Origin of the sequence: Fodinicurvata sp. EGI_FJ10296, from assembly GCF_040712075.1 — a bacterium.
Taxonomy (GTDB): domain Bacteria; phylum Pseudomonadota; class Alphaproteobacteria; order DSM-16000; family Inquilinaceae; genus JBFCVL01.
In genome coordinates this window covers 151,556-164,968 of record NZ_JBFCVL010000009.1, presented here as the reverse complement: position 1 = coordinate 164,968, position 13,413 = coordinate 151,556, and the positions used below count along the sequence as shown (strand labels likewise).

The window sequence follows — 13,413 nt, the reverse complement described above, 5'->3', positions numbered from 1 at the left end:
GCCCGGCGCCCATGTGTCAGAAGCAGACCCATGAACGGACGGCGTACCGATCGCCTCGAAATTTGTGATCCTACACGAAAGGCCATTGCGGTCAAACCTGCCCGCGACTTGCATTTGACCTCTCGATCGGTCGATATGATGGTCTAGTCTCATTCTACCGGCGCGCGCGCAAGGTTTTCCGGCGCACGAAGCCGGTGATAGCCCTGCCCGAAGTGGGACAAACCCAGGTGGTCCAAATGGACGATGCGACCTCTATCGGCCGCCATGAAACGGCCGGTGATGCAACACCCGATCACGGGCGGGTCGGGCGCTGGCTGGCGTCGGTATCCGAGCGGGGCGGGTTTCCGGCGGCCCTCGCCGCGAAAGCGGAAATGGCCCGGCAGCCGGCGAACAGCCTTCTGGCGTTCCTCAGATATGCCGGGCGGCGTTTCGGCGAGGACAATCTGTTCCTGGCCGCTGCGGCGCTGACCTATACCACGTTGTTGTCGCTGGTGCCGCTCGCGGCCATCGTCATCGCCATTCTTTCTGCGTTTCCCGCCTTTACCCAGTTTCAGGACGAGGTTCAGTCCCTCGTCTTTCAGGCGGTGGTGCCCGAAGTCGGGGATGCCGTACTCGATCAGCTGGTCGTTCTGGCAGAGAACACCGGCGGACTGACGGCATTCGGTCTGATCGGCGTCATAGTGACGGCGTTTCTGCTTCTGGCCACCATCGAATCGGCGTTCAACAACCTCTGGCGGGTCAAGATCAGCCGCCCCCTGATGACGCGATTTCTATCCTTCTGGGCTATCCTGACCTTCAGCCCGATCCTGGTCGCATTCGGCATCTCGGTGACGGTTCAACTGTTTTCCAGCGGGCCAGTAGGGGGCGAAGCGACGCTCATTGGCGGCTTCCTGCGGACGATGATCGCGCCGGTCGTCGAATTCGCCCTGCTGATGCTGCTGTTCATGATCATTCCCAACACCCAGGTCAATTACGGCGATTCCGCCATTGGCGCCGCCGTCGGCACGGCACTGCTGGAGCTCGCGCGCTGGGTGTTCGGCATCTATGTCGGCGCAGCGACCTACGAGACCGTCTACGGCGCCCTGGCAACGGTGCCCATTTTTCTGATCTGGATCTATCTCGTCTGGTCGACGGTCCTGGTGTCGGCGCTGGTGGCCGCGGCATTGCCCGATTGGCGGGCCGGTCGGCTGTCAGCCGCCATGGACGAACCGGAAAAGCGGTTCCGCAGCCTCTCGGCCTGCGTCTCGGTGCTCGGGGTCCTGCACCGCGCCAGCCTGACCGGACATCTCGCCCACCCGCGACTCCTCCGCCGCATCCTGCACATGAACACGTCCGAAATCGATCAGGTTCTTGACGCTTTGCGCGACGCCTGTTTCGCCGTTCAGACGGATGACGGCCAATGGGTCTTGTCGCGCGATATCCGCGAGGCGACATTATGGACGCTTATGGAAGCCCTCGGCTATGGCTATGAAGCGACACTGGAGGCCAACCCGGATCCGGATCAGGCCCGCAGGGTCGCGACCCTGATCGAAAGCTCGCGCGAGCAGGGTCAGCGGATTCTATCGGTCCCGCTGGTCGATCTGGTGTCTGACAGCGCCGATCAGAAACCCGCATCACCGCGCGGATCGTAGTTCTTCGGCGGATTCCACCCTTCGATCAGCGCCTTCAGGGCCGGATCCGGCGGGTCCGGCAGGATCAATTCGAGCGTCACGAGCTGGTCCCCCCATTCGCCCGTCACACGATCCATGACCCCCTTGCCGCGAAGTCGCAATACGCGGCCGCTCGACGATCCGGTAGGCACCTTCAGCGCAACCCGGCCATGGACGGTCGGCGTGTCCACCGTCCCGCCGAGGATGGCTTCCTTCAGCGTTATCGGCAGCAGCAGATGGATTGTCGACCCGTCGCGCCGGAAATGGCTGTGCGGCGCCACCGTCAAGGTAACCAGCGCGTCGCCGGGCGTGCCGCCGCCCATGCCTTTCAGCCCCTGCCCCTTGAGCCGCAAAACCTGATCGGTCGTGGCACCCGCCGGGATCGCGACGGTGATCGTGCGGCCATCCGACAGGGTCAGCCTTTGTTTGCCACCGGCAGCCGCATCCACGAATGGCACGACCAGATCGTACTGCACGTCCTTGCCGGCCATTCGGCGGAACAGGTCGCTGAAAGATCGCCGGGCCCCACCGGCCGTCCCCTGATCGCTGCTCTGTCGTCCTGACTTCTGACTGCCCGCCCCGGGATCATTGGTGCCCGTCTCCTTTGCGGTTCGATCGCCGCTGCCGGAGTCGTTCGCGCTGCGCCGGGCGGCCTCGGGCGACCCTCCCGTGGTACGCGTGTGCGGTCCCGGACCGCGCCAGGATCGCCATCCGCGCGTCAACGGCCGCCCCTCGGCATCAATGAGACCCCGGTCGTACCGGGACCGCTTGTCAGGGTCGCCAAGCAGGGCATAGGCCCCGGCGACCTCCTTGAAGCGTCGTTCCATCGACGGATCGCCCGGATGAAGGTCGGGATGAACCTCCTTGACCAGCCGGCGATAGGCTTGCTTGACCTCGTCCGGCGCAGCGTTGCGGGTCAGTCCCAGTATCCGATAAGGGTCGCGCATGGCCGTCGCTGCGTCCGATTGCTTTGAAAGGCTGGTCACGTTGCCGAGCGGGGCGTCGAATTCCGTGCCGAGGTCGCGGCGGCCCGACAATGTCGCAAACAAAAACGCCCGCCCCCGACCCCCTCGGAAGAAATCCGTCGGAGCCAGAGTGCAGGCGCATTGTTACAGTGTCGTTAATCGCGGGGCGCAAAACACCGTTCCCGAAGCCGAAACAGAGGGAATGGCCGGCGCCCCGATTGGCCTATGAAGACAAGCGCAGGATGATCAGCTGACCACCTGCCATGTGCCGTCGGCGGCCCGGCATGCCGTGCCACGACCGGTTTCGGCTCGTCCGTCGACATAGATCGTCTGGGTAAAGTCACGGCAATTCCGGCCATCACGGGTATAGGTCCGTACGGGCGTAATTTCGCCACGATTGCCGGTGTCCGGGTTGCTCCAGGAACGGGCCTGACCAGCCGGCGCCTGCTCCATCGCGCGCTGATAGGTTTGCGCATGCTGCTGCTGATCCCGCTCGTCCAGCATACGGCCGAGCTCGCTGCCGATCAGGCCGCCAAGGGCACTGCCGATACCGACGGCGACCATGGTCCCGCTGCCGCTTCCGATCTGCGATCCGGCCAGACCACCCAGACCGGCGCCGACGATACCGCCGCCCATTTGACCGGGACCCGCTTGACATGCGGCCAGTGCAAGACCAGCTCCGGCTACGATGGCGAATCTTACTCTCATAACAATATCCTCCTGACACGGTCCCCGTTACGGACGGGCTTTGTTTTTGATCCGGCAATGCCGGACCGTGCGATGATCGGCTACCACAAGCAGCCCGGCGCAGCCGAAGCTGCCCCATTTTGTAATAAACACGGTACTCCGCGACGAGTTCCGTCGAACGGCCCCACACCCGGCAAGGATCACCCCTGACTCTTTTAGGGTATTCCTTTTCGTCGTACGCAGCGTACCCTATGTAGACATTGAGACACAACTATGGCCTTCAAGCGGTGAATCACGGATGAGCATAGACTATCTCGCGAACGATACTCCACTGGCGACAACCGATCCGTTCGCCATCTTCGATTCCTGGATGGAGGCCGCCACGGAATCAGAGGTCAACGACGCCAACGCCATGGCCCTGGCAACGGTAGCCCCGGATGGCTGGCCATCGGTCCGAACCGTCCTGCTGAAGGGCGTTGATTCGGCCGATTCCGAGCCACGGGGTTTCATTTTCTACACTAATCTCGAAAGCCGCAAGGCACGCGAACTTCAGGCGACGCATCACGCGGCAATGCTGTTTCATTGGAAATCCGTGCGACGGCAGATTCGCATCGAAGGCAGCGTCGCCCTGGTTTCCGACGCCGAGGCCGATGCCTATTTTGCCACGCGGCCGCGTGGATCGCAGATCGGCGCCTGGGCGTCGCAGCAATCCCGCCCGCTCAGGAACGGCCGCAGCGAACTGGAACAGCGGGTTACCCAGACCGAGGCTCGCTTCGAAGGGTCTGACGTACCGCGACCGGAATTCTGGTCGGGCTTCCGGCTGACGCCGAAACGGATCGAGTTCTGGCAGGACCGGCAATACCGCCTGCACGACCGGGCCGTGTTCGAAGCCGGACCCGGCGGCTGGACCGTGGAACGCCTTTACCCCTGATTCGTTTCGGGGTTTGGCATCTCTTTCGCGCGCTCCTCTGGCACCATCTTCTCCTGGCTCGCTCGGGACTCCGACGCCGTCACCGTTTGTTAACGGTCGCACCGGCACCATGCCGACCCTACGCCCAAGGGAGAGCCGGCCATGTCGACCCGAATCCGAACCTTCAGGATCAGTGACGGTGATGCCGCGCACCGCGACGAAGCGACGGTTTCCGATTTTCTGCGGTCGGTGAACGCCGATCGCATCGATACCGCCTATGACGGTGGCGGGTGGCGTATTCTGGTGCTCTATAGCGACACGCGCGCAGAAGAAGAGTCCGCGCAGATCGAAAGCACCGTTGCCGGCGAATTGCGTGGCTGGCGCGCAGAGGTCGCACGCAATCTCGGCGTCAAGCCGGCCATGGTGATGTCTGATGACGCTGTCACCCGTGTCGCCCGGTACGTGCCGACAACCGTCATCGAGCTGCGGACCGTCCTCAATGCCGGCGCCGTCCCCGGCGATCCCTCGCCCGCTCTGGACAACCGATTCGAGAACGAGATCGTGCAGATCGTCCGCCAGACACTCGATTCGCTTGTGTGATTCCCGGCGTGTAACGCCCTGCGTGTGATCCGGAAATAATCGGACCGGCAGTTGCCGCCCGGTTTGACCGGCCGTTCGCCCGCTGCTATGGCTGCGCCCTTATGCCGCCCTTCGTGCCGTCGGCGCCACGAAGCGGCTTTCGCTTGCGTTCCGTTACGAGGATACCAATCTCAAATGGCGGGATCGCACGGCCCATCCGATCGGCCATCGGAACACCGCATGGCTGTCGGAGACAGACGAACGACATGACGACTGTTCACTACTTGAATATTCACCACTCGAAAACGATAGATGGAGAGCGCCGTGACCCAGAACGAGGTCGTCCGAATACAAGATTACTTACGCTCGAAATTCAACGTGCCGCAGCTATCCGTGGTGATGCGCAACACCAAGGATGACAGCGCAGAAGTGATGATCGGCGAAGAGTTCATCGGTGTTGTGTTCAAGGACGACGAGGACGACGAGGTCTCCTACGACTTCCACATGGCCATTATGGAAATGGATTTGCCGCCGTCCCGGAACTGAGCATCGCTGGACCAACACCGGAGGACACCAGTATGAGCCAGTCGTGGCCCAATGGCGGGGCCGGTTCGAATCGCCGCGCCCCGGAGCCGGACACCGACGCCGGTGAAGATGTCGATCCGCGCGTCGTCGACCTGCTAACGTCGGTGCTCGCGACAGAGGGGGGCGAGCCGGAGCGGATCGACACCCATGGCGCACTGGTCCTGCTCGGGCGCAAGACGGTCTTCAAGATCAAGCGGCGCATAGCATTCCCCTATATGGATTTTTCCACCCTTGGGGCCAGGGCCCGCGCCGCAGCCGCAGAAATACGACTCAATCGCCGCACAGCGCCGGAAATCTACCGGGGTTTGATGCCGGTCCTGGAGGATGCCGACGGCTTGCGCCTCGGCGATCTCCAGACGGAAGTGGGCCAGAACGGGCCTATTGAGCCGAACGGCGACTCCGCTCGTACGGACTGCGTCGAGTGGGTTGTCGTCATGTCCCGGTTCGACGAGTCCCGCCTGCTCTCCCGACTGGCGGCGAACGGCGAATTGGCGCCGGCATTGCTGAAGCAACTGGCCGACCGGGTCCACAGCTTTCACGACAGCGAACCTCCAGCACGAACACGCCAATACGACGCCGTCCGCTCGGTGATCGATGGCAATATCGATGAACTGGCCGGGTGCGATACTTTGGACGCCGAGCAACGCAGCCAATTGGCCATCCTGTCCCGCGACCACCTTGAGCGCCTTGAGGATCACCTGGAACGCCGCGCGGCCGAGGGCCATGTGCGCCGTTGTCACGGCGACCTGCATCTGGGGAACGTCGTCGCCACAGATGACGGCCCACTGTTGTTCGACGCGCTGGAATTCGATGATGATCTCGCCACCATAGACACCGCCTATGACAACGCATTTCTATTAATGGACCTCGACCGGTTCGGCCTGCTCGGCGGTGCCAACGTCTTTCTGAACCGCGTTCTGGATCTGTCGGGCGATTACGGCGCCGTCCAGCCGCTGGCGCTGTTTCTTTCCATGCGCGCCGCCGTACGGGCAAAAATCGGCATCAGCGCCGCCGACGCGCAAACCGACGCCGGCGCCGCCAAGCGGAAACGCGTCGAAGCGGCCGACTATCTTCGCCGGGCCGTCACATATCTGCAGCCGCCCGAGCCGGTCATGATCGCTGTTGGCGGCTTGTCCGGTACCGGCAAGACATCGGTCGCCAATGCGATCGCACCTTATATCGGGGCGGTCCCCGGCGCGGTCGTCCTGCGCTCGGACGTCATCCGAAAGCGCCTTGCCGGTGTTGCCGAGACGCAGCCGCTCGACCCTTCGTGGTACACGCCGGACGTCAGCACACGTATCTATGATGAAATGGCAGCGACGGCAGCAAGGATTTCAGAAGCAGGCCACAGCGTGATCCTGGACGCCGTCGCCGCGAAGCCCGAAGAGCGTGCACAGTTCGAGCAGGCATCCGGCCCACGGCGATTCGTGGGTATCTGGCTGACGGCCGACGCCGACTTGCTCAAAACGCGCGTCACCTCACGAAAGGGGGATGCCTCGGATGCGACGGCAGCGGTCGTCGAACGGCAGACGCAGTACGATCTCGGCGACATCGCATGGAATGTCGTGGCGGCGGACAATCCGCTGGAGACCGTCGCCGATCGCGCCCTGGCGATCGTGCGGCACGGCAATACGGCTGATGATAAATAGTCGGACTGCGCGGCTTGCCGATCCCCGGATGGTGCATTGACACATGTCAATGCACCAGCGCTCTACTATGGGTACGATAATTCAACAGATTTCATCGAAGATGGGGTCTAGGTCGAAGACGGGAACGCCGTCACGGCGGGCATGATTCCGGTCGTGCTTTTCGCCGCCGCAAGAGGAGGACAGCCGCTATGACGCATTCACCGGCATATAAATCAATACTCGCCCTGGTTTCTGGCGACGATGGCGATGCCCCGACGCTCAAGGCTGCGGGCGCGTTGGCCGTGCTTTTCAACGGTCATGTGGATATCGTTTTCGCCCGGCCGCGGGCCATCGATCTCGTCCCGACGACCGGCGAGGGTGTATCCGCCAGCGTCATCGAACACCTGGTCTCCGCGGCACGGTCGGAAACCGACCGCCGTAAATCTGTTGCCGAAGAATCCGCTATGGCGATGGTGCAGGATATCGGCCTGATCGCGCACGACGCCGCACCAGGTCCGGGCAAACCCAGCTACCAGTTTCGGGAAATGGAAGGGCGCGAGGACGACGTCGTCGTCAGGGCGGGCATCACCGCCGATGTAATCGTGCTGGATCGCGCCGGGGAAAAGGACAGTCCGCAGCCTCTACTGACCATCGAAGAAGCGCTGATCGGGACGGGCCGTCCACTTCTGATCGTTCCATCGACCGTTCCCGACAGACTGAACGGGTCCCTTGCGGTTGCATGGAGCCCCACACCGCAGGCCGCTCACGCCCTGGCCGGCGGTATGCCGCTGCTGACGGGTGCGGAAGCCGTTCACATCCTGACGGCCGGCACGGACAAGACGGCGGCCGACGCAGGCGAGCGCATCGTCGACAATCTGGCACGGCACGGCATCGAAGCACAGAGCCAGAGCGTCGACGCCGGCGGGCGGGCGGTTGGCGCTGCCCTACTGTCACGCGCGACGGATCTGGGTGCCGGTATTCTGATCATGGGCGGCTACGGCCACAGCCGGTGGCGCCAGATGATCCTGGGCGGCGTCACCAATCATGTCCTCTCCAACGCCACCATACCCGTGCTGATAGCGCATTAAGACCAGACCGCGTACACTGGGCCGATCGGAAACCGGGAAAGGACCACGTCATGCCGCTGAAGCGGATCAGACTCGAACTGGCGCGCACTCATGACTTTCCCAACGGCAGTCAGGATCGCGGCTATGATTTCGTGGCACCGTTGACCGAGGATGGCCATCTCGACAGCAGTTCCTGGGCCGACGATGCGCCCTATTGCACGGTGCGCCGCTTCTGGCCGGGCGAAGACGATCAGCACGGGCATCTTCGCCGCACCCGCGGCGGCCGATGGGTGTTCCATTATGATGGCATGGAGGAGGATATCGACGAGCCGATCTTCGCGCTCGACCGTCACATCCTCGTTGAAGGCGACTACATAACCATCACTGAACATGATGAAGAGCAGTTGCCATTTCGGATCACGCGCGTATCGACCATTGCGCCCGCCGCTCTGAGAAAAAAATAAACCGCCAGAACCAGCGGCCGCGCGGCTTGATGCGCCGCCGGCCGCGGAAGCTTGAACATTTCTGACCCGCGAGACTATTGGCCCTATGGCCGTCAGCAATGCGAACGCCTATCTTCCACGCATGACAAGCGATCGCAGCAATACCCGACCGACCGTTATCCTCACCGGCGCCAGCCGCGGGATCGGTCATACCACCGTCAAGCGGTTTTCCGATGCTGGCTGGCGAATCATTACCGCAAGCCGCGAAGACGTCCCGGCGGAATGTCAGCGCGACCCCAACTGGACCCACCACATCACGGCCGATCTCGGCGACGCGGAAAGCCGTGCGTCGTTCATCAAACGCGCGACGACGCTGCTGGATGACGGGGCTTTGGGTGCGTTGATCAACAATGCCGGTATGTCGCCCAAAACGCCGTACAAGGAACGCCTGGGGTGCCTGAATGGCGACATCGACGAATGGCGGCGGGTCTTCGAGCTGAATTTCTTCACACCGATCGAACTGGCACGAGGATTCGCTTCGGCTCTGGCCAAAGGACCCGGCGCGATCGTCAATGTCACCTCGATCGCCGGCCACGCAAGCCATCCGTTCGCCGGTTCCGCCTATTCGACGTCCAAGGCGGCGCTGTCCGCCCTGACCCGCGAGATGGCCGTCGAACTCGGCGAGATCGGCGTCCGGGTGAACGCTGTCGCGCCGGGCGAGATTGAAACCGCCATGCTGTCGCCTGAAACCGCCATGCTGCTGCCCCGGATACCGTTGAATCGGCTGGGTGTGCCCCAGGACGTCGCGTCGGTGATCTATTGGCTGTGCACGAGCGACAGCGCCTATGTCACCGGTACCGAGATCTTCGTCACCGGCGGACAGCACCTGTACTGATCGCCGGTGAGACCTTGATCAGGGATCGGCCCGCTCCAGGCGAACCATCGGTGCGTCGGCGGCATCGACAAGCAGATAAAGGTGACCGTCCGGCCCCTGGGTGACCGCCCGGATCCGCCAGCCGAAATCGGTCATCATCTGCTCTTCCCCGACTTCCTGCGTTCCGTCGAAGGACACGCGCGCCAGATGCTGGCCGGCAAGAGCACCGACGAAGATATCGCCCTGCCACACCGGGAAAACGTCGCCGGTGTAAAAGGCCATGCCCGACGGCGCGATTGACGGTGTCCAGTGCTTGAGCGGCGGCTCGAATCCCGGCCCGGTCGCCGATTCAGCAATCTGCCCGCCGCTATAGCCGATGCCATACGTCACCTCGGGCCAACCATAGTTCAATCCGGCGCGCAGGACGTTGATCTCGTCACCGCCCCGGGGGCCATGCTCGTGCTGCCAGACGGCCCCGGTGTCAGGATGAACGGCCAGCCCCTGTCCATTGCGATTGCCAAAGGTGAATATCTCCGGCAGCGCAGCCTCGTCATCAACGAACGGATTTTGCTCCGGAACACTACCGTCGTCGCGAAGGCGCAATGTGGTGCCCGCATGATCGCCCGTGTCCTGGGCGCGGTCCATTTCCCCCCTGTCGCCAATAGTGAGGTAGAGGTACCCGTCGGGATCGAACACCATGCGGCCGCCGAAATGACGGCCTGTTGCCCCTTCGGCCTCTGCCATGAAGATCGTTGACGTATCGACCAGCGCCTCGCCGTCGAACCGCCCGCGGGCAATGGCGGTTGTCGCTCCACCGGGTCCCTGGGCCGCGTAGCTCAGATATACCAGCGAATTGGCCTCGAAATCGGGGTGAAGAACGACATCGAGAAGCCCGCCCTGCCCCGACGCAACGACCTCGGGGACGCCCGAAAGGGGCTCCGGGGCAAGTCTGCCGTCGCGCACGATCCTGAGGCGGCCGGGCCTTTCGGTGACGAGAACAGCGCCGTCGGGCAGGAAAGCCATGCTCCACGGGTGTTCAAGCCCGTCAACCACCGTCACCGCCCTAACCTCATAATCTCCCGCGCTGAAAGTCCGGGCCGCGTCGGCCGCAGCGGCCCCGCTATGAAGCGCGAGGACAGCAGCGGCCGCTACTCCATGCGCGATGGTGAACCGTGTCGACATTGCGGACTCTCCCTTCTGCTGTTGCCATGATCCTGTCGGCGCACTGTCCACCGACCCTACGCCCCCGGCATAATTCTCATGACATAGAACCGGGGCCTCCGAATTCATCCCTCCGTAAGAGCTGTGACTGCGAAACACCGGCACCCTTCTCACGCCGCTGGATGAGTTCGACGCAAACGTTGTCGGGCCCAACGGCCGGATGGACAAAACGTCACATTCATATGGGAGAAAATTATCTTTCCTATTAGTTGCTTTTTAATGATTTATAGCTACTTTAGGTTGTATATCGCACATCAGATGATGCGTTGACCTATCGGAAATATGGCAGGGGGGCGGCATGCGGATCGATTCTCAATCTGGCGCTGACGGGCGGGAAGCCGGAATGGGCTATACCCACAGAGGCTGGTTCATTCCCGGGAAGCTCACCCCTGGCTGGGACCGATGTTTCCGCCAGAACCTCAACGACATGCGGGTAAAATTCCAGCAACTCGGCATCCGACCGATTCTGCCCGGTCTGGCGGGCGAAACGGACCTCGGGCTCTATTTTTCTCAGGCCCAGTACAGCTTTACCCAATTCCTCAGCACGCCGCCGCCCAAGGAATGGACTGGCGCCGCCGGCGACCACAGTCTGGGCAGCACGCAGACCATCGTCGCCTATTCCTTGTGGATGGCCGGCCAGGAATGGTCATCGTTCAGTCCGATCCCCGTGCTGACGGTCGACGATGCGCCGCAAACGATCGCTTCCTTCGTCCACCCGCCAGCCGATCCGCAATTCCGGCACAGCCCGTTCGGATGGTTGCTCATCGGCGAGCTTACCCAAACCTGGTATGCGGATCTCGGCCGGAACCTGGAGCGTGCAGCTGCCAAACGCCAGGAACTGCAACTGGTCGACACAACGCCATTCTACGTCACCCAATCGAGCGAGATCGACAGCGTTCAGGTTGTGCAGACGACGCGATTCGATGATGCGGGGCTCCAGGATCGCGCGATGGTTATGGCTTATGCCGAATGGTTTGGCGCCAACGGCTTCGGGCGGCTGGGCGTAACGCCAATGCTCGGCGCGACACTCGTCGAGGCGGCCGTGTTCGCCGCTCAGCGGAATCCATGAGCCTGGGTCGAGAGCCTGGGTCGTGAGCCCGGATAAAGCCGCGAAAGGTGTTGGCGCGCCCGCATGAGGCGGAAAAGCCTTTTTCCCGGTGGAACCGGCATCCAACACCAACAGGCCCTTTCTGAACGCATGGCCCTTTCTGAACACATGCAAGGACACATACATGAATCGGACCGATTTTTCTCATGTCGTAGTGGGCGGCGGTGTCGCCGGTACGTTCGCCGCCTGGCGTCTGGCCATGTCCGGCGCCGTCGACCCATCGCGGATCGCCCTGTTCGAAATGTTGCCTGAAATCGGTGGGCGCCTGAAATCGGTAGCCCTTCCGGGCCTTGGCGGTGTCCGCCGCGCGGAACTGGGCGGCATGCGATATCTGACATCCCAGCCGATGGTGACCAACCTGGTGCTGGATCTGCAGCAACGCGATCCGGTCAATTTCGAGACGGTCCCCTTTGCGGTCGACTCGAGAAACAACATGGCCTATGTCCGCAACAAGTATCTGCGAACGCCCGATCTGAAGGACGAGTCCAAGGTACCTTACGATCTTGCCCCCCTGGAGCGTGGGCGCGACCCGCTATCCCTGCTGACCCATGCCCTCAACTGCATCGTTCCCGACGCAGTCTATAAATCAGAGGACGAATGGGAAGAAATCAAGCGGACCTTCATGGTCGACGGACAACCACTTTACACATTAGGGCTGTGGAATCTGTTGGAACGGGTTCTTTCGCCCGAGGCCTATCGATTTGTCCATACTGCCTGTGGCTATAATACGACTGTGGGCAACTGGAATGCCGCCGATGCGATTCCCTGGTTCGTCGCGGATTTCTGCGCGGGCGCGGCTTTTACTTCGATCAGAGCAGGTTTCGACGCTCTGCCCAAACGATTGCTGAAGGAGGCGATCGACAAGGGCATAACGTTCCGGCAACAGGAGGTCAAAGGCTGGGAGCCGCTGGATTCACCTTACGCCGGCGTCAGACTCAATCTAGCCGACGAAGAGTCGCTCACCGCTGAACATCTCGTACTGGCCATGCCGAAACGGTCTCTCGACCGCCTGTCCATGCCCCGGACCAGCCACTTCGTCTCAATGACGACATCGGTAACCTCGCTGCCGATGTTCAAACTGTTCATGGGCTATCCGTATCCCTGGTGGCGCCAGCTCGGTATGAAGGCCGGTCAGACCGTTACCGATCTGTCGCTGCGGCAGATCTACTATTGGGGGTCGAACTATGACGGCTTCTTCAATGATACGCCGGAGTCCACCGGCGGGATAACCAACGACGACCAGAACTCTCTGATGATGGCCAGCTATTGTGATGGTCGGGAGAAAAACTTCTGGGTTCCACTGACCGGAAACAGGCACGGAAGCCTGGCGGGCATCATCGACCTGCGCAATCACGAGGACCTTTCGATCACCAACATGGTCCGCACCGTCCAGGATCAGTTGCGCAGCATCCACGCTATCAACTACATACCCGAACCCTATGTCGCGGCCTATGCGAACTGGTCGGCCGAGCCGTTCGGCGGCGGCTGGAACAGCTGGAATATCGGTGCACGGTCCTGGGAAGTAAAAGCCGGTATGCTTAAGCCGTTCGACGATATGCCCGTCTATGTTTGCGGTGAGGCCTATTCAAATCAGCAGGGATGGGTCGAAGGCGCTTTGCAGACGACGGAAGAGGTGCTGGTCAAAAAGCTGGGGCTTCCGGCGACGGGCTGGCTGCCCATGAAGGCCTGAGATGCGG

The 13,413-nt window shown here is 62.2% G+C and carries 13 protein-coding genes; 10 read left to right on the top strand and 3 right to left on the bottom strand.

All coding sequences use genetic code 11. The features are described 5' to 3' along the window. Positions 1-236: 236 nt before the first annotated feature. Positions 237-1,631 (top strand): YihY family inner membrane protein, encoded by a 1,395-nt coding sequence (locus ABZ728_RS19340; protein ID WP_366657944.1) that lies wholly within the window; start codon positions 237-239, stop codon positions 1,629-1,631. On the opposite strand, the gene ABZ728_RS19335 is transcribed toward ABZ728_RS19340, so the two are convergent. Next, positions 1,601-2,698, bottom strand: coding sequence for a DnaJ C-terminal domain-containing protein (locus ABZ728_RS19335; protein WP_366657943.1), 1,098 nt, complete (start codon positions 2,696-2,698; stop codon positions 1,601-1,603). The two genes, ABZ728_RS19340 and ABZ728_RS19335, sit on opposite strands and share 31 nt — an antisense overlap. A gap of 162 nt (positions 2,699-2,860) precedes the next feature. Next, the gene (locus ABZ728_RS19330) at positions 2,861-3,322 is read right to left on the bottom strand and encodes an RT0821/Lpp0805 family surface protein (protein ID WP_366657941.1); all 462 of its coding nucleotides are present in this window, start codon (positions 3,320-3,322) and stop codon (positions 2,861-2,863) included. Between the two features lie 277 nt (positions 3,323-3,599). Between ABZ728_RS19330 and pdxH the strand changes: the two genes are divergently transcribed. From pdxH to ABZ728_RS19295, 7 genes are all read left to right on the top strand, one after another. Continuing rightward, on the top strand, positions 3,600-4,232 hold the full coding sequence (pdxH, locus tag ABZ728_RS19325; protein WP_366657940.1) for a pyridoxamine 5'-phosphate oxidase: 633 nt from the start codon (positions 3,600-3,602) through the stop codon (positions 4,230-4,232). Between the two features lie 141 nt (positions 4,233-4,373). Then, on the top strand, positions 4,374-4,811 hold the full coding sequence (locus tag ABZ728_RS19320) for an HRDC domain-containing protein (protein WP_366657939.1): 438 nt from the start codon (positions 4,374-4,376) through the stop codon (positions 4,809-4,811). Between the two features lie 303 nt (positions 4,812-5,114). Next, positions 5,115-5,336 carry a DUF3126 family protein gene (locus tag ABZ728_RS19315; protein ID WP_366657938.1) on the top strand — a complete coding sequence of 74 codons (222 nt, stop codon included), beginning with the start codon at positions 5,115-5,117 and terminating at the stop codon, positions 5,334-5,336. Between the two features lie 32 nt (positions 5,337-5,368). Continuing rightward, a complete protein-coding gene (locus ABZ728_RS19310; RefSeq protein ID WP_366657937.1) occupies positions 5,369-7,024 on the top strand; it encodes an AAA family ATPase in 1,656 nt (551 codons plus the stop codon). 188 nt (positions 7,025-7,212) lie between these two features. Then, complete coding sequence (locus ABZ728_RS19305; protein WP_366657935.1) at positions 7,213-8,091, top strand: universal stress protein; 879 nt, start codon at positions 7,213-7,215, stop codon at positions 8,089-8,091. Positions 8,092-8,141: 50 nt separating this feature from the next. Beyond that, positions 8,142-8,534 carry a hypothetical protein gene (locus tag ABZ728_RS19300; protein ID WP_366657933.1) on the top strand — a complete coding sequence of 131 codons (393 nt, stop codon included), beginning with the start codon at positions 8,142-8,144 and terminating at the stop codon, positions 8,532-8,534. Between the two features lie 121 nt (positions 8,535-8,655). Further along, positions 8,656-9,408, top strand: a complete 753-nt coding sequence (locus ABZ728_RS19295; protein WP_366658097.1) for an SDR family oxidoreductase — start codon at positions 8,656-8,658, stop codon at positions 9,406-9,408. 18 nt (positions 9,409-9,426) lie between these two features. On the opposite strand, the gene ABZ728_RS19290 is transcribed toward ABZ728_RS19295, so the two are convergent. Beyond that, positions 9,427-10,569, bottom strand: a complete 1,143-nt coding sequence (locus tag ABZ728_RS19290; RefSeq protein ID WP_366657932.1) for a PQQ-dependent sugar dehydrogenase — start codon at positions 10,567-10,569, stop codon at positions 9,427-9,429. 337 nt (positions 10,570-10,906) lie between these two features. Between ABZ728_RS19290 and ABZ728_RS19285 the strand changes: the two genes are divergently transcribed. Next, positions 10,907-11,677 (top strand): hypothetical protein, encoded by a 771-nt coding sequence (locus tag ABZ728_RS19285; protein WP_366657930.1) that lies wholly within the window; start codon positions 10,907-10,909, stop codon positions 11,675-11,677. Between the two features lie 163 nt (positions 11,678-11,840). Further along, the gene (locus ABZ728_RS19280) at positions 11,841-13,406 is read left to right on the top strand and encodes an FAD-dependent oxidoreductase (RefSeq protein WP_366657929.1); all 1,566 of its coding nucleotides are present in this window, start codon (positions 11,841-11,843) and stop codon (positions 13,404-13,406) included. Positions 13,407-13,413 lie beyond the last annotated feature (7 nt).

Coding starts and splice junctions, on each gene's coding strand:
- ABZ728_RS19280 (WP_366657929.1), top strand. CDS start 11,841: ATGAATCGGACCGATTTTTCTCATGTCGTAGTGGGCGGCGGTGTCGCC.
- ABZ728_RS19340 (WP_366657944.1), top strand. CDS start 237: ATGGACGATGCGACCTCTATCGGCCGCCATGAAACGGCCGGTGATGCA.
- ABZ728_RS19285 (WP_366657930.1), top strand. CDS start 10,907: ATGCGGATCGATTCTCAATCTGGCGCTGACGGGCGGGAAGCCGGAATG.
- ABZ728_RS19300 (WP_366657933.1), top strand. CDS start 8,142: ATGCCGCTGAAGCGGATCAGACTCGAACTGGCGCGCACTCATGACTTT.
- ABZ728_RS19330 (WP_366657941.1), bottom strand. CDS start 3,322: ATGAGAGTAAGATTCGCCATCGTAGCCGGAGCTGGTCTTGCACTGGCC.
- ABZ728_RS19290 (WP_366657932.1), bottom strand. CDS start 10,569: ATGTCGACACGGTTCACCATCGCGCATGGAGTAGCGGCCGCTGCTGTC.
- ABZ728_RS19310 (WP_366657937.1), top strand. CDS start 5,369: ATGAGCCAGTCGTGGCCCAATGGCGGGGCCGGTTCGAATCGCCGCGCC.
- ABZ728_RS19320 (WP_366657939.1), top strand. CDS start 4,374: ATGTCGACCCGAATCCGAACCTTCAGGATCAGTGACGGTGATGCCGCG.
- pdxH (WP_366657940.1), top strand. CDS start 3,600: ATGAGCATAGACTATCTCGCGAACGATACTCCACTGGCGACAACCGAT.
- ABZ728_RS19305 (WP_366657935.1), top strand. CDS start 7,213: ATGACGCATTCACCGGCATATAAATCAATACTCGCCCTGGTTTCTGGC.
- ABZ728_RS19295 (WP_366658097.1), top strand. CDS start 8,656: ATGACAAGCGATCGCAGCAATACCCGACCGACCGTTATCCTCACCGGC.